Origin of the sequence: Hymenobacter sp. AT01-02, assembly GCF_000961955.2 — a bacterium.
Lineage (GTDB): Bacteria > Bacteroidota > Bacteroidia > Cytophagales > Hymenobacteraceae > Hymenobacter > Hymenobacter mucosus.
This window is the reverse complement of sequence record NZ_JZIR02000011.1, coordinates 12784-33410: the sequence shown is the minus strand read 5'-3', so window position 1 is coordinate 33410 and position 20627 is coordinate 12784. Positions and strand designations below refer to the sequence as shown.

22 protein-coding genes and 3 pseudogenes are annotated in these 20627 nt (G+C 55.7%); 15 read left to right on the top strand and 10 right to left on the bottom strand.

Annotated features, from left to right (window positions below; all coding sequences use genetic code 11):
• The first annotated feature begins 12 nt into the window (after positions 1–12).
• The 4 genes from VI25_RS04170 to VI25_RS04155 all read left to right on the top strand — a co-directional run bounded on the left by VI25_RS04170 (position 13) and on the right by VI25_RS04155 (position 2378).
• Positions 13–594, top strand: a complete 582-nt coding sequence (locus VI25_RS04170; RefSeq protein WP_045688340.1) for an inorganic diphosphatase — start codon at positions 13–15, stop codon at positions 592–594.
• Positions 595–726: 132 nt separating this feature from the next.
• Complete coding sequence (locus VI25_RS04165; protein WP_236704877.1) at positions 727–1410, top strand: DUF6766 family protein; 684 nt, start codon at positions 727–729, stop codon at positions 1408–1410.
• Between the two features lie 210 nt (positions 1411–1620).
• Positions 1621–2031, top strand: a complete 411-nt coding sequence (locus tag VI25_RS04160; RefSeq protein ID WP_236704876.1) for a hypothetical protein — start codon at positions 1621–1623, stop codon at positions 2029–2031.
• On the top strand, positions 1962–2378 hold the full coding sequence (locus tag VI25_RS04155; protein WP_152981486.1) for a hypothetical protein: 417 nt from the start codon (positions 1962–1964) through the stop codon (positions 2376–2378). The genes VI25_RS04160 and VI25_RS04155 overlap by 70 nt, the downstream gene beginning before the upstream one ends.
• Positions 2379–2389: 11 nt before the next feature.
• Here the strand turns inward: VI25_RS04155 and VI25_RS04150 are convergent, their stop codons facing one another.
• Positions 2390–3904 (bottom strand): bifunctional ADP-dependent NAD(P)H-hydrate dehydratase/NAD(P)H-hydrate epimerase, encoded by a 1515-nt coding sequence (locus tag VI25_RS04150; RefSeq protein WP_045688338.1) that lies wholly within the window; start codon positions 3902–3904, stop codon positions 2390–2392.
• A gap of 172 nt (positions 3905–4076) precedes the next feature.
• Between VI25_RS04150 and msrB the strand changes: the two genes are divergently transcribed.
• The 3 genes and pseudogenes from msrB (at position 4077) to sdaAA (ending at position 7128) form a co-directional block, all read left to right on the top strand.
• Entirely contained in the window at positions 4077–4538 is a 462-nt protein-coding gene (gene msrB / locus VI25_RS04145; protein ID WP_045688337.1) for a peptide-methionine (R)-S-oxide reductase MsrB, read from the top strand.
• Positions 4539–4805: 267 nt separating this feature from the next.
• Positions 4806–5945 (top strand): DUF5700 domain-containing putative Zn-dependent protease, encoded by a 1140-nt coding sequence (locus VI25_RS04140; protein ID WP_055562295.1) that lies wholly within the window; start codon positions 4806–4808, stop codon positions 5943–5945.
• A 278-nt stretch (positions 5946–6223) separates the two neighbouring features.
• Positions 6224–7128, top strand: a pseudogene (gene sdaAA / locus VI25_RS04135) (L-serine ammonia-lyase, iron-sulfur-dependent, subunit alpha).
• A gap of 21 nt (positions 7129–7149) precedes the next feature.
• Here sdaAA and VI25_RS04130 read toward each other — a convergent pair.
• The 8 genes from VI25_RS04130 to ispF all read right to left on the bottom strand — a co-directional run bounded on the left by VI25_RS04130 (position 7150) and on the right by ispF (position 12107).
• A complete protein-coding gene (locus VI25_RS04130) occupies positions 7150–7947 on the bottom strand; it encodes a hypothetical protein (RefSeq protein WP_052695173.1) in 798 nt (265 codons plus the stop codon).
• A gap of 2 nt (positions 7948–7949) precedes the next feature.
• Complete coding sequence (locus tag VI25_RS04125) at positions 7950–8201, bottom strand: hypothetical protein (RefSeq protein ID WP_045688335.1); 252 nt, start codon at positions 8199–8201, stop codon at positions 7950–7952.
• Between the two features lie 119 nt (positions 8202–8320).
• The gene (locus VI25_RS04120; RefSeq protein WP_045688334.1) at positions 8321–9721 is read right to left on the bottom strand and encodes a LutB/LldF family L-lactate oxidation iron-sulfur protein; all 1401 of its coding nucleotides are present in this window, start codon (positions 9719–9721) and stop codon (positions 8321–8323) included.
• Between the two features lie 102 nt (positions 9722–9823).
• The gene (locus VI25_RS26470) at positions 9824–10303 is read right to left on the bottom strand and encodes a M28 family peptidase (RefSeq protein WP_262489914.1); all 480 of its coding nucleotides are present in this window, start codon (positions 10301–10303) and stop codon (positions 9824–9826) included.
• Positions 10304–10305: 2 nt separating this feature from the next.
• On the bottom strand, positions 10306–10434 hold the full coding sequence (locus VI25_RS27600; protein WP_410503425.1) for a M28 family peptidase: 129 nt from the start codon (positions 10432–10434) through the stop codon (positions 10306–10308).
• Positions 10434–10676, bottom strand: a complete 243-nt coding sequence (locus tag VI25_RS26465) for a hypothetical protein (RefSeq protein ID WP_045688333.1) — start codon at positions 10674–10676, stop codon at positions 10434–10436. The genes VI25_RS27600 and VI25_RS26465 overlap by 1 nt, the downstream gene beginning before the upstream one ends.
• Positions 10646–11518, bottom strand: a complete 873-nt coding sequence (locus tag VI25_RS26460; protein ID WP_045688332.1) for a hypothetical protein — start codon at positions 11516–11518, stop codon at positions 10646–10648. The genes VI25_RS26465 and VI25_RS26460 overlap by 31 nt, the downstream gene beginning before the upstream one ends.
• Positions 11519–11627: 109 nt before the next feature.
• The gene (ispF, locus tag VI25_RS04110) at positions 11628–12107 is read right to left on the bottom strand and encodes a 2-C-methyl-D-erythritol 2,4-cyclodiphosphate synthase (protein ID WP_045688331.1); all 480 of its coding nucleotides are present in this window, start codon (positions 12105–12107) and stop codon (positions 11628–11630) included.
• Positions 12108–12343: 236 nt separating this feature from the next.
• Here ispF and VI25_RS04105 point away from each other — a divergent pair, with 236 nt between their 5' ends.
• The 8 genes and pseudogenes from VI25_RS04105 to VI25_RS04080 all read left to right on the top strand — a co-directional run bounded on the left by VI25_RS04105 (position 12344) and on the right by VI25_RS04080 (position 19796).
• Positions 12344–12958: a TetR/AcrR family transcriptional regulator gene (locus VI25_RS04105; RefSeq protein WP_045688330.1), complete on the top strand. Its 615-nt coding sequence runs from the start codon at positions 12344–12346 to the stop codon at positions 12956–12958.
• Between the two features lie 29 nt (positions 12959–12987).
• Positions 12988–13620: a TolC family protein gene (locus VI25_RS04100; protein WP_055562294.1), complete on the top strand. Its 633-nt coding sequence runs from the start codon at positions 12988–12990 to the stop codon at positions 13618–13620.
• A gap of 17 nt (positions 13621–13637) precedes the next feature.
• The gene (locus tag VI25_RS04095) at positions 13638–14681 is read left to right on the top strand and encodes a TolC family protein (RefSeq protein WP_055562293.1); all 1044 of its coding nucleotides are present in this window, start codon (positions 13638–13640) and stop codon (positions 14679–14681) included.
• A gap of 104 nt (positions 14682–14785) precedes the next feature.
• Positions 14786–15154 (top strand): hypothetical protein, encoded by a 369-nt coding sequence (locus VI25_RS26455; protein WP_236704875.1) that lies wholly within the window; start codon positions 14786–14788, stop codon positions 15152–15154.
• The gene (locus VI25_RS28795) at positions 15085–15309 is read left to right on the top strand and encodes a hypothetical protein (protein ID WP_410503424.1); all 225 of its coding nucleotides are present in this window, start codon (positions 15085–15087) and stop codon (positions 15307–15309) included. Before VI25_RS26455 ends, VI25_RS28795 begins: the two co-directional genes overlap by 70 nt.
• Positions 15216–15905, top strand: a pseudogene (locus VI25_RS04090) (efflux RND transporter periplasmic adaptor subunit); the annotation flags it as partial. The gene VI25_RS28795 and the pseudogene VI25_RS04090, both read left to right, overlap by 94 nt.
• 31 nt (positions 15906–15936) lie before the next feature.
• Positions 15937–19374, top strand: coding sequence for an efflux RND transporter permease subunit (locus VI25_RS04085; RefSeq protein WP_055562292.1), 3438 nt, complete (start codon positions 15937–15939; stop codon positions 19372–19374).
• Between the two features lie 164 nt (positions 19375–19538).
• Positions 19539–19796: an acyl carrier protein gene (locus tag VI25_RS04080; RefSeq protein WP_045688328.1), complete on the top strand. Its 258-nt coding sequence runs from the start codon at positions 19539–19541 to the stop codon at positions 19794–19796.
• A 370-nt stretch (positions 19797–20166) separates the two neighbouring features.
• Here the strand turns inward: VI25_RS04080 and VI25_RS27595 are convergent.
• Positions 20167–20328 (bottom strand): annotated as a pseudogene (locus VI25_RS27595) (YkvA family protein); the annotation flags it as partial.
• Positions 20329–20627: the final 299 nt, after the last annotated feature.

Here is a 20627-nt window from a genome sequence, read left to right as displayed (position 1 = left end):
CCGAGTAACCAAATGGCTCATTTTAACCCCTGGCACGACGTAGAGCGTGGCGAAGACGCTCCCAAGATTGTAAACGGTATCATTGAGATTCCGAAAGGCTCGAAAGGCAAGTATGAGCTGGACAAAGAAAGTGGCCTGCTGAAGCTGGACCGCGTACTATTCTCCGCTGTACACTACCCTGCAGCTTACGGTTTTATTCCCCAGACGTATTGCGACGACAAAGATCCCCTGGATATCCTGGTGCTATGCTCCGTTGACATTGTGCCAATGTGCTTGGTAGACGCCAAAGTAATTGGGGTGATGCAGATGATTGACCAGAACGAGGAAGACGACAAAATCATTGCAGTGGCCGCCAACGACGTATCGGTAAACCACTACAACGATATTTCTGAGTTGCCCCCGCATACCCTGCTCGAAATGCAGCGCTTCTTCGAGGATTACAAAGCCTTGGAGCACAAGCAAGTAACTGTAGAGCGCTTTATGGGTCGTGAGGATGCGTACCGCATTATTGAGGAAAGCATCAAGCTGTACAACGAAACTTTCCCCAAGGGTAGCACTCAGGATAAAGCAAATGTGCAGGAAGCACTAAGCTAATACTGTAGTTACCCTGTAACTACCTGCTGAACAGCCTCCCCCGAGTTCCGGCTCGGAGGAGGCTGTTTCGTTTGCACAGGAGTAGAGCTGAAGTGTAGCAGCCATTAGCGGGGCGGCTTCGTATGGCGGCTTATGCCCAAACATCCGTCTTCATCTCCCATTCTGCGTTTTCTGTATGAAAACAGCCTCCTACTAATTGGAGGTTTGCTAGTGTTAGCTACCCTGATCGGTCAGTTCTTTACCGGCTGGCACGACAATAATAGCGACCTGCAGGAAATGGGTCTCCCCCAGCTCAGCCTCGGGCAATACGCTTCGTCGGGGCACTTTCTGGAAGCTACCTTCGAGAACTGGGAAAGCGAGTTTCTGCAAATGGGTCTTTACGTAGTGCTTACCATCTGGCTGCGACAGCGCGGTTCGTCTGAGTCGAAGAAGCTGTACGAAGAAGAGGAAGTAGACAAAGAACCCGACCCTGACAAATCTGACGCGCCCAGACCCGTAAAGCGTGGGGGGTGGCAGTTGGCGCTGTATCGTCGTTCCCTGAGTATAGCGTTCTTCATCCTGTTTTTTGGGGCGTTCTGGCTACACGCGAAGGGAGGGGCCGAAGTATACAGCATTGAGCAGCAGCACGAGGGCAAGCCCGCCATAACCACCGTGGAATATATGAGTACTTCGCGGTTCTGGTTTGAGTCGTTTCAGAACTGGCAAAGCGAGTTTCTCTCCATTGTGTCCTTGGTCGGCCTTTCCATTTTCCTGCGCCAGCATGGGTCTCCCGAATCGAAGCCCGTAGACGCTTCCAACGGCGAAACCGGCAAATAGTAAGGGGAGCCTATCTTCGCAGTTCTGGGCGGCGCTGCGCAACTCAGCAAGGGTAGCGTCATGCGTTTTTTTAGTTCACCGATGGTTATTCTAGGCCAGTCTCATGTCAGGGGTTTTCTGCAGCGGGGGCTTGATGCTGTGCTATACAGCAGCGCGTGGCTGGCGCTGGCGGCCTTAGGACTTACGTGGTCTACATTCCTGTTTTGGCAGGTGCACATTCCTGGTCATCTGGGTACGATGATTTTCACGGCTACCCTGTTCCTGTATAACCTCGACAGTGTATTGCCTTACAAGCATCACCAGCCGGTGGTACCATCGGGTCGGAAGAGCTGGATGCGGGCGCATCGGCAAGAACTGCTAGTACTAGCTCTGGGGGCTTTTGTAGTGGCCGCGGCGCTTTTCTTTCAGGCGGGCTGGCAAACCCTAATCGGCTTCATTAGCCATTTAGCCGCCATTTCAGTTCTCTACTCCCTACCAGTGCTGAAAGTGCATGGCCGTTGGCGGGCCCTGCGCGATTTTCCGCTGCTGAAGGTATTTCTAATTGCCTACGTTTGGGCCGCTGTTACGGTCTGGATTCCGGCCTTATACCTGCACCGCGCATTGCTTCGCCCGTCGTCCTGATTCTGTTTGCCCGGCGCTTCCTCTTTATTCTTGCGCTGGCCTTCGTGTTCGACATCCGTGACTATTCAAAGGACCTGCTGACTGGCACGCGCACTTTTCCGGGCGTGTTTGGTATGCGCGCTACTAAGCTGACGGCCTTGGCCGCTTTGGTTGGAGCCGCTCTATTGTTACCACCCGGCCTGAGCCCCTTGTGCCAAGCCGTGCTGCTGTTGCCTTTTGCCCTGGCTGGCGGCGTGATCTGGTGGGCTGAAGAAAGCCGCTCAGACTACTACTTTGCCTTGCTAGCCGACGGGGTAATGCTGGTGCAGTTTGTGGTGGTGTGGTTTGTAAGCTGGCTTGGCTGCTAATAACGTAAGCACTACAGTCCTAGAACCGGGGTAGTAAGCTCGTGGAGTACCGGCCCAATAAAGCACACTATATCGCCAGCAACGAGACCAGCCTGGCCGGTTTCTAAAGCGGCTAAGTCGCCGGCCCGGCCGTGGGCATACAGGCCTAGCAAAGCAGCATCGAGAGCAGAAAGACGTTTGTCGGCCCGCAAAGCCAGAAGCAAGCCGGTAAGTACGTCGCCGCTGCCGCCAGTAGCCATGCCGGGGTTGCCAGTACTGTTGAAGTACAATACCCCTTCGGGGGTAGCCAACGCGGTATAAGCCCCTTTCAGCACGCAGTAACAACGGCGCTGCTGCGCAAACCCCCGGAGCTGCTCTAGTCGGTGGTAGTCGTCGCGGGCGGGTTCGCCTATAAGGCGCTCAAACTCCTTCGGGTGTGGCGTAAGTAAGGAGTCAGGTGGGAGCAGGTCAAGGATGTCGCGGTGAGTGCCTAGCAGGTTCAGGGCATCGGCATCTAGTACCAGCGGGACGGTAGCTTCCTGTAGCAACTGGCGCAGTACCTTGCATGAAACATCATCTTGCCCTAAGCCCGGACCTATTCCTACGGCCGCATATGGTTTCAAGTCGGGCAACTCCGTAATGTGGTCCTGGGCAGGATCAACGAGCGTCATAGCTTCCGGCGCTGATGTCTGTAGAATGTCGTAGCCTACGGCCGGTACGCGGGTGGTCAGCAACCCTACTCCTGCATGTAGGCACGCCCGTGAGGCCAAGACGGCAGCACCAATCTTGCCTTTGCTACCAGCCAGCAGCAACGCGTGCCCAAACGTGCCCTTATGGCTGAATTTGCCCCTATACGGTAGCCTTCCGCGGAGAAATGCTGCCTCCACAAAGTAGTTATCCACAGGTAAACTGTGGATAAACTTCTTGTCTAAGCTAATGGGTAGGAGATGCCATTCCCCAACCCATTGGGCGTTTTGCGGGAGTAAGAATGCGAGCTTGGGTAGCTCGAAGCTAACCGTAAAACGAGCCGCTACTACGGGGCTGTCAGCGGGTTGAGGCGCATCAGCAAACAGGCCCGATGGTATGTCTACCGCTACTACTGGTAAGTGAGCTTGGTTGATATAGTGCACCAGGGTTGCGGCATCGTCGGTAAGGACCCGCGTAAGTCCCGTGCCAAACAAGGCATCAACTAGTACAGTGCCAGCAGGCAGTGGCGGAAGGCGTTGTACGTCCAGCTCCGCGCACGGCACGTCGGTGGGTAAGCGCTGCCGGTTGGCTGTAAAGTCAGAGGAATAGGCATTGGCGGGTAGTAGCCACACGTGCACTGCATGACCCGCATGATGCAGATGACGAGCTATTACCAAACCGTCGCCGCCATTGTTGCCTGGGCCGCAGAAAATATGCACTGCTTGCCGCGCTAGCCGATCTAGGAGCCATTCGCTGAGGGCCATGGCCGCACGCTCCATCAAGTCAGTGGAGGTGATGCGTTCGGCTTGGATAGTAGCCTGGTCGGCGGCGCGGGTTTGGGCAGCAGTTAGTATATGCATAGGATTTCTATACTCGAAACCGGCCGTACCGGATACGTTGGCTACCTGGTTTTGTAAGCGGGGGTGTGCTAGTCCTATCGGCCCCTAGGCTACAGGGCAGCTTTACTGAAAACTTCCGGCTAGTCCAGTGCGTTGCATAGCTATCTGATCTGTATAAACCCTCGACAACCATATGCAAACTTGGAATGACGTCATCCGGCTAGCCAACCACGGCGGTCCAGCCCCCGATAAGCGAGTAGAAAAGACCAACGCCGAGTGGCGCGCTCAGCTCACGCCCGAGCAGTACCACGTAACGCGTGAACACGGCACGGAGCGGGCCTTTACGGGCGAATACTGCGAAGCCCACGAAGCAGGTCTATATGCCTGCATCTGCTGCGGCACGCCCTTATATGACTCCCGCACGAAGTTCGAATCGGGTACGGGCTGGCCGAGCTTCACGCAGCCAGTAAAGGAAAACGCGTTGAAATACAAGAAAGACACTAGCTATGGCATGGTGCGCGTGGAAGTGCTCTGCAACACCTGCGACGCCCACCAGGGCCACGTATTCCCCGATGGTCCTCCGCCCTCCGGCTTGCGCCTGTGCATCAACTCTGCCTCTGTGAAGCTGGTGAGCGAAACCGAAAAAGTGGCTTAACACTTCGCTAGCGCAAACATGCTACACCAGCCCCGTTGCTACAGGCAGCGGGGCTGTTTTCTTGATGAAGGTGCCCGCAGTACGATGCCGCGCCTAGTTCTAACCTCGGGTTCAGTAAAACTTCAGACGGTGGCACGGCCTGGGAAAACGGGTGTACGCTTGCGGGTTTGGTGGTGTGGGGCTTGTACTTGGTCGAAATATATTTCAGCAGTGGGCGGCACATGGGTACTTGGCGGCAGACTTTCACCTGACCAACACCGCTAAGCCATGACTGCCTCCCTACCTTTCCTCCCGTACCGTCCGGCCGTTGCTGCTTCCGGGTGCTTCCGCTGCCTTGTGGTGCTGCTGGCGTTGCTGCTACTTGGCCTTGAGGCCTCCGCTCAAACTATTAATACCGATGCAGTGACGCGCTATTGGGAGCTTACGGATGCCTTGCGCCAGAACCAGCCCATCACCGATCAGGCCTGGGATGAGTTTATTACGATGCCCGGCAACACCACCTACATCCGCAATACATTCCTGCCCGATCCTAAGTCCAAAAGCTCCTTGCAGTACTACCGTCAAGCCCTGGAAGTGGTGTACATGCCTAAGCACGATTCGGTGCGGCGGGCCAAGCTTCAAGCCAAGGAACAGCCCTACGTGTTGATAGAAGATTACAAACAGCGGGAAGCCGACTACCGGCAGTACATCCAGCAAACCGTACAAAGCCCCGACTACCTGCCCCTGATGTACCGACTGGCCTACGAGTACCTACCGGCCGCCACCCACACGAAAGTGCCCGACCTGAAAATGTACTACACGGCCATCGGCAACGGAGCTACCTCTCAGAAAGAAGGCATCTTTTTCAGCTTAAAAGTGGTGGTAGACGATGATAAGGCCAAACCGGGTATCATCGAAGCCCACGAAATGCACCATCAGTTGATACCTATCAAGCAATTCGGAACCATAGCTGCGGAGGATAAAGGGCTGATGTGGGCGCTACGTGGTATTCGGGCCGAGGGCATTGCCGATTTGATCGATAAAAAGGCGCTATACCAAGTTCCGGGCGACCCGCACCGGGTGAAGGCGCAGTTTTTGGACCCCGCCCCCCGGGCTATTCTCCGCCTAGACTCGGTGCTGCAAGTAGTAGCTGGCGGCGCCACTACGGGCAAATCGGCTAGCTTCTACCAGCAAATCCTGGGCTTCTCGGGTCACGTACCGGGCTGCTACATGGCTCGTATTATCGAAGCGCAGGGGCACCGGAACGCCCTGGTTGCTGAGGCTGATAATCCTTTTGCATTTGTGCGACTTTATCAGAAGGCTGCCAAGAAATCAGCGGCGCGGCCCCCTTTATTCTCGAAAGCTACCATGATTTACTTGGCTACGCTAGAGAAACGCTACTTGGCTCAGGTCCCGAAGGCGGGATAATAGTTCGATTAAATACCCAAATGCTAGTGCCATAGGTTGAGGCGCTGCCTTGTGTGGAACTGCACAATTAGACGAAGAAAAATCACTCCAACGGAGTGCTACTCCGTGGACGGTAGTTCCCTAAGCCAGAAAGGTTATTCGGGTAAGGTAATATGAGCAAAGACGAGCTTTCTGCTGGTGGTAGGTTGCATATAAATGCCGATTTTCGCACCCCTCTTAGCTCCGGTGTGTTGCCGGTAAAAGCTGCCCTATTTCCCACTCCCTAGTTCTACCCACCCATGTCCTTGCTCTTCACCGATTTTGCTTCCTGGCAGGCCCACTGTGCTAGCACTGGCGAGCCGCTATACCAGCCCGTTCTCGACTACGAGATTGAGCAGAAAGGCCGCACCGAGGAAATCATCTGGAGTGGTTTGCAGCGGGCTTACGATGTGATGCGCGACGCGGTGAAAACGGGTCTTACTCAGAATATGAAGTCGCGCTCAGGCATGGTAAACAACGGCGCCAAGAAAATAGCTGCTTCGCCTATCACGGTACTGGCGCCCGAGTTCAAGCAGCTTATTTCGCGGGCGTTAGGAGCCAAAGAGGTAAATTCCTGCATGGGTAGGGTAGTGGCAGCGCCTACGGCTGGGGCTTCGGGTATTCTGCCTGGGGTACTAGTTACCCTCCAAGATTTGCACCAGCTCCCGGATAGGAAGATTCTGGAAGGCTTACTGGTGGCTGCGGGCATTGCCCTGATTATTGAGCAGAATGCCTCCTTGGCTGGTGCCGTGGGAGGCTGCCAGGCCGAAACCGGCTCGGCGGCAGCCATGGGGAGCGGGGCCATTGTGTATTGCCTGGGAGGGTCGGTGGAAGAGATATTCGCTGCCGTGGCCATCACCATTCAGTGCATGCTGGGCCTGATTTGCGACCCAGTAGCGGGCCTAGTAGAAGTGCCCTGCGTGGTGCGCAACGCCTCGGCAGCAGCCATTGCCTTCAGCTCGGCCCAGATTGCCATTGCCGGCGTAGACCCCGTAATTCCGGTAGATCAGTGCGTGGCGGCGCTTGGGAGGTAGGTCAGAGCATGGAAACCCGGTACAAGGAAACTGCCCTCGGTGGCTTAGCCAACACAACCCGCGGCCGGGAAATCGAGAAGATGGTGCTTGTGCAAGATGTCAACATCCTGCCGGATGAGGACATACACTAAGCTAGCGGCACCATACGAGATTCAGATAGGCTTGATTTCGGGAGCCATCGTGAGTTTTGCCAGGTAGGTAATGGCTCCGGCGTAGCGGCTGCGCAAGTCGCGGTACTGTTTCCAAGCGGCCTCCTCATCGGGCTGGAGCGGAATCTTGGCTTCCTGCATTTCCTGGTACGCATTGTGGAAGTCTTGGCGGCCGGGCTCCTGCATGGGGTCGCGGTCATCAAACGGTTCAGGGGCACTAACGTCTGCTTCGTACTTGAAGAATCGTGACACCCGGTTAATGGCAACGCAGCCGGCTTTGAAGCACAGCTCCATGTGCGGGTTGCGGGGTAGGTCTGCGGTACTAATGATGAGCGCTGCCGCATCCAGAATAATGTCTACCGTAGTCACCCACGACCGACCGGGCTGGGGAGAGCGGAAAAACGACAAGATGGGCAAGGACGTGTGGGTTTCCTCAATTTCCACAAACCACTCCTCCCAGGTAGCCCATTGCTCCTCGTTGTCCTGTAGAGCACCCGTGAGGTTGAACCAGCACAGCAGCTCTACTGCGGAAGCTTTGGCCCCCGCCCGTAGCTCTAGCCGGGCCACTACTAGCTCGCGCCGAGAAAAGGCCTGGTACATGGTAGGCAGGTAGGAGATGAGCAAGGTCATCAGGAGCAGCCCCAAGGTAGCCTCCGAGTACGAAGCCACCGTTGGTAGCACGTGCGTGCTAGGCTCTTCTGAACCCAGCGTGAGCAATGAGCTATTGCTGATGCGGTAGCATCGTTCCAGGTCGCCCTCACCCAAAGACCAGAAGATGATGGTATACCCGAAGCTGACCACGCCTAGCCACGCAATGGTAGGGCTACCAAGCCTACCGGCGCATATAGAGCCATTACTCTATCGCGTTGCCCATAGGTTCTGCCCAGGCTGGCAATCAAGGTAAAGATGCGCCGTAAGCCAGTAAATACCCAGTTGTTGATGAGCACTGACTCATTGCGGGGCAACACGAATGAGCGGATAGCCGCCAGCACGGTGCTGGCTACTAGAAAGGCACCGGCTAGGCCAGTTAGTGCTTTAAGCGCGATAGTAAACATGCACAGAGGACAGTGGTGCGACTAGGGCGCCGCCAGCCTTGTACTCTGTTGGCCCTTTGGAAGTTAAGGCGCGGCCTTACAGGTAGCAGATTTCTCGGGCTAACCTGGTAGCAATCAAGTTATTTCCTTTCTTTCCACAGCTGGCGGAAGGTCTTGGGCGCCACCTGTACGGCGTCGCGGCGCTTGCTCCAGCCTACTTGCCCAAGCAGGCGGCTGAGTACCCAATTCTTGGCAGTGGCGGGCGCCAAATCCCACACCCAGCGGTGCTTCATGCCATGCAGCCACAGCGTAATGGCGCGGCGCTCTTCCTTCTCGGTAAGGCCCTCTGCTACACTTTGCTGGCGGTTTTTGAGTAGGATGTTGTGGATGGGAATCTTCACTGGGCATACCGACGTGCAGGCCCCACACAAACTGCTGGCGTAGCTCAGGTGTTTGTTTTCGGCCATGCCATTCAAGTGAGGCGTAATTACCGAGCCAATGGGACCCGAATACGTAGCCTCGTAGGTGTGGCCCCCAATGTTCTTATACACCGGGCACACGTTCAGGCAGGCCCCGCACCGAATGCAGTTAAGGGCTTCCCGCTTGTCGGGCTGGGCGAGCAGGTTGGTGCGCCCATTGTCAAGCAGAATCACAATCATCTCCTCCGGGCCGTCCTTTTCCAGCGGCTGGCGGGGCCCCGTATAAATCGTGTTATATACCGTCACTTGCTGCCCCGTGCCGCTGGTGCTGAGTAGGGGCCAGAACAAGTCTAGGTCGCGGAGGCGCGGAATAACCTTTTCAATGCCTACAATGGCAATGTGCGTTTGGGGGAAGGTAGCCGAGAGGCGGGCGTTGCCCTCATTCTCTGTCACGGCAATGGCACCAGTATCGGCAATGATAAAATTGCCACCCGTAATGCCTACTTCAGCAGCAGTGTACTTACTGCGCAGCAAGTGGCGGGCCGTTAGTACCAACTGCTGGGCGTCGTCCGTGTACTCAATGCCGAGGTGCTTGACAAAAATATCGGCAATGTCAAGCTTGCTCAGGTGCATGGCCGGCGTCACAATATGGTAGGGGCGCTCGCCATTTAGTTGCACAATAAACTCGCCCAGGTCTGTTTCTACCGACTCGATACCTCGCTTGCCCAAGTACTTGTTCAGGTGAATCTCCTCGGTAGTCATGCTCTTGGCTTTCACTACCGTGCGGGCCTTGCGACGCTCCATAATCTTGCCTACCTCATACAAGGCCTCCTCGGCGTTCTGAGCCCAAACTACCTTGCCGCCCCGGGCCGTGAAGTTCTGCTCAAATTGCAGCAAGTACTGGTCAAGGTTATTGATAACCTGCGTTTTGAGGTAGGACGCCCGGGACCGGGCTAACTCATGGTCTTCGTAGAAACCCAGGCCCGTTTGCACGGCCGTGTTGTACTTACCAATGTTGAAACGGATTTTACGGCGGTGCTCCAAGTCGAAGGCCTTGCGGTCGGCATCGGTCAGGAATTGGGCAGCTTTGGTAGGGGCGGTGGTCGGCTTCGGCGAGTTCATGGCGGGCAACAGGGTAGACCAGAGTTGTATACAAATATAAAACCCGCCGGACCAGATCGGGTTCGGCGGGTTCTAGAGAACGAGAAAGCCAGAAGAAAATTCTTACTTCTTGTTCGAGTCAACTACAATACGCTTGTCGCGGTTGGCTAGGTCCCAGGCGGTGTAGAACACTAGGCGGGCCCGCTTTTCCATCTTCGGAAACTCAATCTTGTCTACTTCATCTCCGGGGCCGTGGTAGTCATCGTGCACTCCATTAAAGAAGAAGGCCACCGGAATGCTGTGCTTGGCGAAGTTGTAGTGGTCGGAGCGGTAGTAGAAACGGTTCGGATCTTCCGGGTCATTGTAGCGGAAGTCCAGGTCCATCTGCGTGTACTTCTGATTAGCATTCTGCAGAATGGTGTGCAGCTCCGAGCTTAGCTTATCCGAGCCGATAACGTACACGTAGTCGCCCTTGCCTTCGTGGTCTTTATCCGTGCGGCCTACCATGTCGGTGTTCAGGTCTACCATGGTGCTGGCGAGGGGGAAAACCGGATGGTCGGTGTAGTACTCCGAGCCTAGCAAGCCTTTTTCCTCACCCGTCACCGTCAGGAACAATACGCTACGGCGGGGACCGTGGCCTTCGGCTTTGGCTTGGTGAAGGCTTCCGCCATTTCCAGTACCGTTACCGTACCCGAGCCGTCGTCGTCGGCCCCATTATGCACCTCCCCGTTTATTACCCCAATGTGGTCGTAGTGGCTGATAGTACCATGACCTCCTGCTTGAGGTCGGTGCCTTCCATATAACCCAGCACGTTTTCAGTAGTGAAGTCCTCGGTTTTCTTGGCGGCTTTCACCAGCATTTTAGCAGGCTTGAAAGTGCCCGCTACGGGCTTGCCTGCCTTGTCAACGCTGGCGGTGTACTTGGTTACAGCAGGGGCGGTGGTACCTAGTAGCTTATACCCAAGCGCCGGCGACACAAAGAAGGCTGTGGCGCGGTTGCCTCGGGCTTGGCATCTTTGAAGGCAATGCTGGGGCGGCTGATGTAAGGCGTCATGCGCGCGGCCAGCTTCTGGAAGTTGCTGTTGGGGTTAAAATCCACGAAGAATACCGAGCGGGCGCCTTTCTGGCTGGCTAGCTGCAGCTTAGCACGGAAATCTTGGCCCCACTTGCTGTTCTGGCCTTCTTTGCCAAGCAGAGCGGTGCCTTTGCTGGTTTGGGGCTCTCCCAGCAGAATCAGCAAATCCTTGCCCTTCACGTCGCCCAGGGCAGCGTAGTCAGAGTAGCCTTCCTGCTCAATGCCGTATCCGGCAAATACTGGCTGTACGGCAGTTTCTTGGGCAAAGCCCGTGGTACCGTAGGCGTAGAAGTCCGTCAGCCAGGCGTAGCTCTGGCCGCCTACTTTCAGCGTAGCGCCATCGGCCCAGGTGCTGCGCACCATGGTAAAGTGTTGCAAGTAGGGATTGTCGGAACCCTGTACCGGACCCGTCAGGCCCAATTCTTTAAAGCGGTTAGCAATATACTCAGCGGCCATTTTCTGGCCTTTTTCGCCGGTTTCGCGGCCTTCATACGCATCAGAGGCCAGTACGGTGAGATGCTGGCGCAAGTCGGCCTGCGTGATGGTTTCGGCGTAGTTCTGTGCCCAATCGGCCGGTACGGGGGCTTGCTTGGTAGGCCCAGCTTCCGGGGCCGTAGTAGCCGACGCTTCGGTTTTGGCCTTGCGCTTTACCTTGGTTTTGATTTTTTCGGGCGCCTGCTGGGCCATGGCGGCGGTAGTCATGCCCGCAGCCAGCAGCAGCGCCAGGAAGGAAGGTTTGTGCATATGTACGTGGGGGTATATAAGTCGGGAAAGAGGGCGGTTGTAGTTCAAGCAAGGTGCTGCATCTGCCAAAGGATAGACGCGGCCTTGCACAAATTCACCGTTTTGCCTTTTAGGGTTGCACAATCAGCACGGAAGCGTAGGCTGCAACTCCTTCGCGACGGCCCACAAAGCCTAGTTTTTCAGTGGTAGTGGCCTTAATGCTGATGTCGTCTGCGTCAATGCCCATTACCTCAGCCAGCACCCGCTGCATTTCCGGGATGTGGGGGTTTACCTTGGGCGCTTCAAGGCAGATCGTGGAGTCGATATTGGAAATGGAGTAGCCGCGCTCCTGGAGCAGGCGCACTACCTCGGCCAACAGCCGCTTAGAGTCGATGCCCTTGTACTGCGGGTCGGTATCGGGAAAGTGGAACCCAATATCGCGCAGGTTAGCGGCCCCCAGCAGGGCGTCGCAAATCACGTGAATAAGCACATCGGCATCGGAGTGGCCTAGGGCGCCGTGGGTGTGAGGAACTTGGATGCCGCCGAGCCAGAAGGGGAGGCCCGCCTGCAACTGGTGAACGTCGTAGCCGAAGCCGGTACGGATTTTCATGGAGTCGAAACGATGGGTAAACGATGGAGCAGCAAGGTACAACAACCCACGCCACTTACCGGAAACGGACTGCCCGGCGCCGTACCAAGAAAAAAAGTTGGGCTTGTCTAAAGTAAAAGGGCAGCGTGTTCGTCAGAGGAAAGAGTACGCCTCCAAGTCGGGAAATTAAATAGCAAAAAAGTGATGGAAACTTTGAACACATTAAAAGTTTCCATAGTACCTTTGCTTCCGCAGACATGGAAATAAAAGACCGAATCTTACTAGCAGCCCAGTCCCTGTTTATCCGCAATGGGATAAAGAGTGTATCGATGGATGACATAGCCACCCATCTGGGCATCTCGAAAAAGACACTGTATAAATGGTTTGACAACAAGGATCAGATTGTGTCAGCCGTTATTTCTAGCCACTTACATGGCGTGCAGGGCGAATGCGAAGGCATCATTATACAGGCGCAAAACGCCGTGGATGAGATGCTGCAAATGATGAGCTGGACGGAACGTCAATTCTCGGGAATGAACCCCACCGCTCTTCACGACCTCCGCAAATACTATCCGGTTGCTTGGGACTTATTTCACGCGCACAAGAACAAGTACATCCTCAATCAAATTCAAGCCAACCTGCGCCGGGGAGTAGCCGAAGGCCTCTACCGTTCCGACTTGGATGTAGAGGTGCTCTCACGCCTCCGTTTATCGCAAATAGATGCGCTTTTTGACCCCGATGTATTCCCACATACCGAGTTTGAACCGCTCCGAGTGCAGATGGCCTGCAACGAGCATTTCCTGCTGGGCATGGTGACTCTGAAAGGCCACAAGCTCATTAATGAGTACCGTCACGTGACGGAAGAAGAATAGAACTAGCTCCATCACCCGCTTTCCTGTATATGAAGAAGAACCTACGCGTGTTGCTGCTGGCTGCCGGGTCGGGCCTATTGGCTCCTGCTGGTACCGCCCTAGCGCAGACGCCCACGGCCACTCGGCCGGGCCTCAGCAACCAGTTAGCCGCAGTGGATAACATGCCTCTGTCGTTGCAACAGGCCGTTGATTACGCTATCAAGAACAAGTCGTCATTGCTGGCTACCCGCCTGGGCGAGCAGACGGCTAAGGCGCGGGTAGGAGAAATTCGGTCGGCGGGCTTGCCCCAAGTAAACGTAGCCGCCAACCTGGCCGACAACTTTAAACTCCAGAAAAGCTTAGTAGACTTCGGGGCTTTTGCCGGCGGTAACTCAGCTACCACGCTCACGCCCAGTGATATTGCGGCCGCTCAAAGTGGTCAGACTGTAAACCTGGGAACAGTTACGCTACCCGCCGAGCCTGTACCCCCACAAGCTCTGGCCTTCGGACTGCGCCACGCTGGTAACACCAGTGCTTCGGTATCGCAGCTGCTGTTCGATGGCTCGTATCTGATTGGCTTGAAAGCCGCGAAGGTGTATGAGCAACTCGCGCAAAAACAAACCCAGCAGGCGGAAATTGACGTGGTGGAGCAGGTGAGCAAAGCTACTACAGCACGCTGGTAGCTCGTGAGCGGCTGCAGTTGTTAAGCCGCAACGTGCAGCGCCTCGACACTATCCTGTACCAGACCAACCAAACCTTTAAGGCTGGTTTTGCCGAGAAGCTGGACGTACAGCGCCTGCAAGTACAGCGCAACAACTTGGTAGTGGAGCAGCAGAAAGCTCAGCGCCTCACCGAGTTGAGCGTAGCCCTGCTGAAATTCCAGATGGGTCTGCCCCAGGATCAGACGGTACAACTCACCGACTCGCTGAGCGCAGCGGTAGTAGATGCAGGCTCTCTGCGCCAGCGCTTAGGCGTAGCCAACCTCGCCACGGGTGCAGGGGTTACGGGCTTAGGCGGGGTGCCAAATGCGCCAGCACCTACTGCAACCAACACGCCTGAGCAGAACCGCCAAGATCAACAAACGGCCCTCAGTGGTGCCCGCACTGGCCAGCTGGCCGCCGCCTTCAACTATAACAACCGTATCGAGTTTTCGACGCTGGAAACGCAGCAGGCCTTGGCTGGCCTGGACCTGGCTAACCGCCGGGCAGGCGCGTACCCCCGTCTAGTGGCTACGGCGGCCTATGGTTTTACAGGTTCGGCCAACAACCGTCGTGACTTGTTTGCTTTCCGCGGGCCTGATTCGCGGGCGGCCAACGGCTTCCCCAACCAGAATTGGTTTGGTTTCGGCAACGTGGGCTTGAGCCTAAATATTCCGGTATTTGATGGCTTCCGCCGCAAATATCTGGTGCAGCAGGCCCGTATTGCGCAGCAGACGATTGAGCGTGGCTTCGAAACCCTGCGCCAGAGCATTGATTTGCAGGATGCGCAAAGCCGTACGACGCTCATCAATGCCTTGGATGTGCTGGACAACCAGCGCGCTAACCTTGACCTAGCTGATGAAGTGGCCCGGGTGTCGCGCATCAAGTTTAAGGAAGGGGTAGGCTCCAACATTGAAGTGGTAACGGCCGAAACCTCCCTCCGCGAAGCGCAAACCAACTACTACTCTGCGCTGTACGATGTGCTGGTGGCTAAAGTAGACCGCGACAAGGCTACGGGTGAGTTGTACAACCAAGCCAAGAAATAGAAGCTAGGCGTCAGAAGCTAGGAGCTAGCAGCTTCTGACCCAGCCGTTCCGCCATCAACGTCTAGCTCCCAACTCCTTGCTATAAGCTACTAGCTTCTCCTCAAATGAAATACGCTGCTTCTGCCTTACTCCTGACTCTGGGCCTCCTGACCGCTTGCGGCGAAAAAGACCCCAAGGCCGAGTTGGCTCAGTTGAAGAAAGAACAAGCCGCCAACCAGGCAAAAATTGCCGATTTGGAAGCCAAGACTGGCGCTAAGGCCGAGGGTGCGGCCGCCCAGACTACCCCAGTGTCGGTGATTAAAGTGGCTCCCGAAAGCTTCAAGAGCTATCTAGAGTTACAGGGTCGCGTTGATTTCGACCAGAATGCCAACGTAGCGGCCGGGCCGCTGGTACCCTCACCAGCTTGCGCGTACAGCGCGGTGACCAAGTTCGGAAGGGCCAAACCTTGGCTACCGTGGACGCTCCGTGCTTGACGCCAGCATTGCCGAACTGCGGACTCGCATGGACCTGGCCCGTGTGGTATATGAAAAACAAGAGCGCCTCTGGAAGCAGGAAATCGGCACCGAAATCCAGTACCTGCAGGCCAAGAACAACTATCAAGCCCTGCAGCGTAACCTGGCTTCCCTGAATCAGCAGCGCGCCCTGTATAGCGTAGTGGCACCTTTTGCCGGCACCGTGGATGACGTACTGCCTAAACTAGGTGAAACGGTGGCCCCTGGTGCCCCGGTGGTGCGGCTGCTCAGCAACAGCGGTACTGGTAAAATCTTGGCCGATGTTTCCGAAGCCTATGCTTCGCGCATCAAAGCCGGAGACAAGGCCTTGGTAACTATTCCGGACCTGGGTGCCGAGGAACTCCCCGCCACGGTACGGGTGGTATCTAGCACCATTAACCCCACCAGCCGCACCTTCACCACAGAGCTGCGCTTAAGTAGCAACAAGGCCAGCCGGCTGCGCCCCAACATGGTGGCCAATGTGCGCATCCAAAACTACGACCGTCAGAACGCTACCGTACTCCCCGTAGACCTGGTACAGAAGGACGAACAGAATACTTACGTGCTGGTAGTAAGCGACAAAGGCAACCAAAAAGTGGCCGCTAAGCGCGTTATCCAGACCGGCAATACTTATAACGGTAAGGTGGAGGTGACCAGCGGCCTCCAACCCGGCGACCAAGTGATTTCAGCCGGCTACCAAACCCTGAACGAAGGCCAAATAGTGACGCTGTAACCAGCGTTACTTAACGTCAAGAATCAAAGCCATGCAGGATTTAGAGAAAGAGTTTGGGCCAACCAGTTGGTCTATCAATAACAAAACCAGCATTTACATCATTACGGTGCTGCTGTGCGTGGCGGGAATTTTTGCCTACATCAAGCTGGGCAAAGAGAAATTCCCCGACATCGTAATCCCGCGCATCATCGTGGCTACCATTTACCCTGGTACCTCGCCGGCCGACATTGAGAACCTAGTGACGCGCCAGCTTGAGAAAGAGCTGAAAAGCGTAAACGGGGTTAAGAAAATCAACTCCACCTCCAACCAGGACTACTGTATCGTTGATATTGAGTTCAACTCGGGGGTAGACGTGCAATATGCCAAGCAGCTTATTAAGGATGCGGTGGATAAGGCCGCACCCGAACTGCCGAACGATTTGCCTTCCCCGCCCACGGTAAACGAGGTGAACATCTCGGAGCAGCCCATCATGTTCGTAAACCTGAGCGGTAACCTGCCGGCAGTACAGCTCAAGAAGTACGCCGACGACTTCCAGGACAAGATTGAGGCCCTCCCCGAAATTACCCGCGTGGATATTGTGGGTGCCCTCGACCAGCAGGTAAACGTGGATGTAGACCTAAACAAGCTACGCGCCTCACGTCTGGGCTTCTCCGACATCAGCAATGCTATTGCCCGTGAAAACGTAACTATTTCGGGCGGCTCCATTGATGTAGGCTCTCAGAAGCGTGCCGTGCGTGTGGCTGGCCAGTACGTGCGCGCCGAGGACATTGCCGACATTCAGGTAAAGAACCTCAACGGCGCTGCCGTGCGCCTCGGGGATATTGCTACCGTGCAGGATGGCTTCAAGGACCGGGAATCGTATGCTCGTCTTGATGGCAAGCCAGCCATTACCCTGAACGTAGTAAAACGCCAGGGCGAAAACCTGATTGACGCCTCCGATAAGATTAAAGCACTCATTGCCGAGTCGGAGAAAACGCTGCCCAAGGAACTGAAGGTGACCGTAACCGGCGACACCTCCAACGACACCCGCGTAACCCTGCACGACCTGATTAACACCATTGTTATCGGCTTCCTGCTAGTAACGGCCATCCTGTTGTTCTTCATGGGCACTACCAACGCTATGTTCGTGGGCCTGTCGGTGCCGATTTCGATGTTCCTGGCCTTCCTGATTATTCCGGGCTTCGACTTCTCGCTAAACATGATTGTACTCTTCGCCTTCCTACTGGCGCTGGGTATTGTAGTGGACGACGCCATTGTGGTAATTGAAAACACGCACCGCCTGCTGCACGAGCACCCTGAACTGAGCACCGAGAAGGCCGCTAAGTTTGCGGCTGGTGAAGTATTTGTACCCGTATTGGCGGGTACGCTTACGACGGTGGCGCCCTTCGTGCCTCTCATGTTCTGGCCTGGCATTGTGGGCTCGTTCATGTACTACCTGCCCGTAACGCTCATTATTACCCTGATGTCGTCGCTGGTAGTAGCCTTCATCATGAACCCGGTGTTTGCCGTGAGCTTCATGGAGCGCGAGGAGCACTTCGAAGAAGACCTGCACAGCAAACCCAAGCTGAGCAAAGGCCTCAAAATTGCCGTAGGCGTACTGGTGGTACTGGGCATTCTGTTCAACGTGCTGGCTCTTGGAGCAACGCCTGAGGTTGGGCCCGACGGTGAAACCAGCGGCCTGCTGGGCCACTTCATCGGCAACATCTGCCTGGCCCTGGCCGGGTTCATCCTGCTCGACAAGTTTGTGCTGGTGAAGATGATTGCCTGGTTCCAAACCCGCGCCCTGCCGAAGTTTCAGAATGGCTACGCCAGCCTGGTACGTTGGTCCATCAATCACCCGGCGCTGGTAATGATTAGCGTAGTGGTGCTCTTCATCGGCTCGTTTATCGCCATCGGCATGCGCAGCCCGAAGGTGGACTTCTTCCCCAAAGGCGACCCGAAATTCATCTACACCTACCTGAAAATGCCGGTGGGTACTCGGGTAGAAATCACCGACTCTATTACCAAGGTGCTGGAAAACCGCATCTATGGCGTGATTGGGCGCAACAACCCCGATGTGGAATCGGTGATAACCAACGTGGCCATCGGCGCTGGTGACCCCGGTGACGTTTCCTCGGCGAGTGGTACGGCTATGTCGAACATGGGCAAGGTGGCTGTGGCCTTCAAAGAACTGAGCGACCGGACCGGCCCAACCACCGGCACCTACATGGATAAAATCCGGGAGGTAGTGAAAGGTATTCCCGGCGCCGAAATTTCGGTAGACCAGGAGGCCAGTGGCCCGCCTCAGCAGAAGCCTATTGCCATCGAGGTTATCGGCGACGATTACCCTACGTTGGCTAAGCTTTCGAAGAAGGTAACCCGCTACGTTGACTCGCTCAACATTGGTGGCGTAGAAGCCCTGCGTTCCAACCTGGAAGACCGCAACCCCGAAATTGCTGTGAACATCGACCGTACCCGCGCTAACCGGGAAGGCATCAGCACCGGCCAGATTGGTTTGGAAGTGCGGACGGCCATCTACGGCTCGGAAGCCAGCAAATTCAAAACCTCTGACGATGAGTATCCCGTGCAGGTGCGCTACGCCAAGCCCTACCGCAACGACGTGGACGCCATCATCAACTCCCCGCTGACCTTCCGCGACGCCACCGGCGCCGTGCGTCAAGTGCCTATTTCGTCAATTGCCCAGGTAAGCTACGGCTCCACCTACGGCGGTATCCGACGCAAGGACACGAAGCGTGTGATTACCATCTCGTCTAACGTACTCAACGGCTACACTGGCCCCGACGTGGTAGCTAATATCCGGACGGCCCTTAAGTCGTTCCCCACGCCCGCTGGCTACACCATCAAGATGGGTGGTGCTGAAGAAGACCAAAAGGAAACGACCGACTTCCTGCCCATGGCTGGCTTAGGGGCTCTGGCCCTCATCTTCCTGATTCTGGTAACGCAGTTCAACTCGTTCAGCAAGCCGGTTATCATTCTTTCGGAAGTACTGTTCTCCATTGCGGGTGTATTCTGGGGCCTGGCCATTACGGGCATGAACATCAGCATTGTAATGACGGGCGTGGGTATCATTGCCCTGGCCGGTATTGTGGTGAAAAACGGCATTCTGTTGGTGGAATTCACCGACATTCTACGGGCTCAGGGCATGCCCCTGCGTGAAGCCATTGTGCTAGCTGGCCGCACCCGCCTCAACCCGGTAATCCTGACGGCTACGGCCGCCACACTGGGGTTGATTCCGCTGGCTATCGGTCTGAACATTGACTTCTACGAGCTGTTCGCGTCCGGCAACCCGCACTTCTTCATCGGTGGTGAGTCGGTAGTGTTCTGGGGCCCGCTGGCCTGGACTATCATCTTCGGCTTGGTGTTTGCGACTGCCGTTACCCTGTTGGTAGTGCCTGTAATGTATCTGCTGAGCGAAAGCCTGAAGCTGCGCGTGAAAAAAAACGCCCGATGCTCCTGCTACTACGGATGAAGTAGAAGCCGCTAGACCTCCGGTTCTGGCCGAATACTAAATTTTGCTGCGGCGCTTGCAACCATTTCTCGGCTGTGCGGCCTCTTTCGCCCGAAAGGGCGCGGAGCCCCAGCCGGGGACCCGGCGCCTACCTTTCATCGTTCTCCCCGTTTCTGTCGTTTCTCATGCTAGTTACTGCAACGACCCCCAAAACCATTCAGCAGCAGGTGCTGCGTATCATCAGCAAGCGCAAAGCCATTAAGGCGCGGCGCCTGCGTATCGGCAGCAACCTCAGCAACGAGCTGGGTTTCGACACCGTGGATGTCGTAGATATCATCTTGGAGCTGGAGCGCAATTTCCACATTACTATCCCCGACGAGGTACCCCTGGCTACTGTAGGCGACTTTGTGGATTATGTTGTATCGCACGCGAAAGCCGCGTAACACGTCCTCGCTCCTACACGCAGAAGGCCCCATAACCTAGGTTATGAGGCCTTTTGCGTGTAGGAGCGAGGACGTGTTATCGAACGTTGCCGCCAGCATCTCCGCCGCTCGGGCGAGAATCGGTGGAGGTGTTAGGCTCACGGCTGCTATCGGTAGTGTTGGCAGCAGTATCAGAATACACCGTTGCCGACGTTTCAGCATCTTCGTGCTTGCTAGGGGTAGGCTGTGAGGCCGATGGCTGCTCAACGGGAGGGGTAGCTGCCGATGTGGCTTCGGTTGGCTCGCCGGTAGTTTCTACCACTGTGGGGCGCGTCTTCTCCCACTCAGCAAACTTGTCTAGCTCTTCTTTGATCGTCGTGCTAAACCAAGCAACTAAAGCTACGTCGTCCAACAGGCCCAGTACTGGAATGAAATCTGGGATCAGGTCGATTGGGCTGAGGAAGTAGATGGTCACGGCTATAGCCGCAATTACTGTGGAATTGGGCAGGCCTGTGTACTCACCTGCTACCGATGAGCGAATCAGACGGAACATTGTCTGTAAGGTATCCCACGCTTCATGCGCTAGCGACCCAAGGTCCTTCTTCTCACTCGCTTTAGTATACGCATCGTTCAGCAACTGCTTCATGCGTGTAGGCTTCTGCAGATAGTCTTCGGCTTTGCCCAAGAACTTTTTGAACAGGGGGGAGGAGGCAATCTGGTCGCCCTGGGGATTTTGCTTATCCATGAGTACGGGAAAGTAGGGAGGAGTAGAAATGTCAAATTGAGGGCATAAGCCCAGCGGTTTGCTATACTATTTCAGGGCAAAATAGTTTTGCTGAGCTTTGAGTGCTC

Bases quoted from the DNA above. Each gene is read 5' to 3' on its own strand.
- VI25_RS26460 (WP_045688332.1), bottom strand. From the start codon at position 11,518: ATGCACAAACCTTCCTTCCTGGCGCTGCTGCTGGCTGCGGGCATGACT.
- VI25_RS04085 (WP_055562292.1), top strand. From the start codon at position 15,937: ATGCAGGATTTAGAGAAAGAGTTTGGGCCAACCAGTTGGTCTATCAAT.
- VI25_RS04170 (WP_045688340.1), top strand. From the start codon at position 13: ATGGCTCATTTTAACCCCTGGCACGACGTAGAGCGTGGCGAAGACGCT.
- VI25_RS04100 (WP_055562294.1), top strand. From the start codon at position 12,988: ATGAAGAAGAACCTACGCGTGTTGCTGCTGGCTGCCGGGTCGGGCCTA.
- VI25_RS04120 (WP_045688334.1), bottom strand. From the start codon at position 9,721: ATGAACTCGCCGAAGCCGACCACCGCCCCTACCAAAGCTGCCCAATTC.
- VI25_RS04140 (WP_055562295.1), top strand. From the start codon at position 4,806: ATGACTGCCTCCCTACCTTTCCTCCCGTACCGTCCGGCCGTTGCTGCT.
- VI25_RS04125 (WP_045688335.1), bottom strand. From the start codon at position 8,201: ATGTTTACTATCGCGCTTAAAGCACTAACTGGCCTAGCCGGTGCCTTT.
- VI25_RS04165 (WP_236704877.1), top strand. From the start codon at position 727: ATGCCCAAACATCCGTCTTCATCTCCCATTCTGCGTTTTCTGTATGAA.
- VI25_RS04150 (WP_045688338.1), bottom strand. From the start codon at position 3,904: ATGCATATACTAACTGCTGCCCAAACCCGCGCCGCCGACCAGGCTACT.
- msrB (WP_045688337.1), top strand. From the start codon at position 4,077: ATGCAAACTTGGAATGACGTCATCCGGCTAGCCAACCACGGCGGTCCA.
- VI25_RS04105 (WP_045688330.1), top strand. From the start codon at position 12,344: ATGGAAATAAAAGACCGAATCTTACTAGCAGCCCAGTCCCTGTTTATC.
- ispF (WP_045688331.1), bottom strand. From the start codon at position 12,107: ATGAAAATCCGTACCGGCTTCGGCTACGACGTTCACCAGTTGCAGGCG.
- VI25_RS26455 (WP_236704875.1), top strand. From the start codon at position 14,786: ATGAAATACGCTGCTTCTGCCTTACTCCTGACTCTGGGCCTCCTGACC.
- VI25_RS04080 (WP_045688328.1), top strand. From the start codon at position 19,539: ATGCTAGTTACTGCAACGACCCCCAAAACCATTCAGCAGCAGGTGCTG.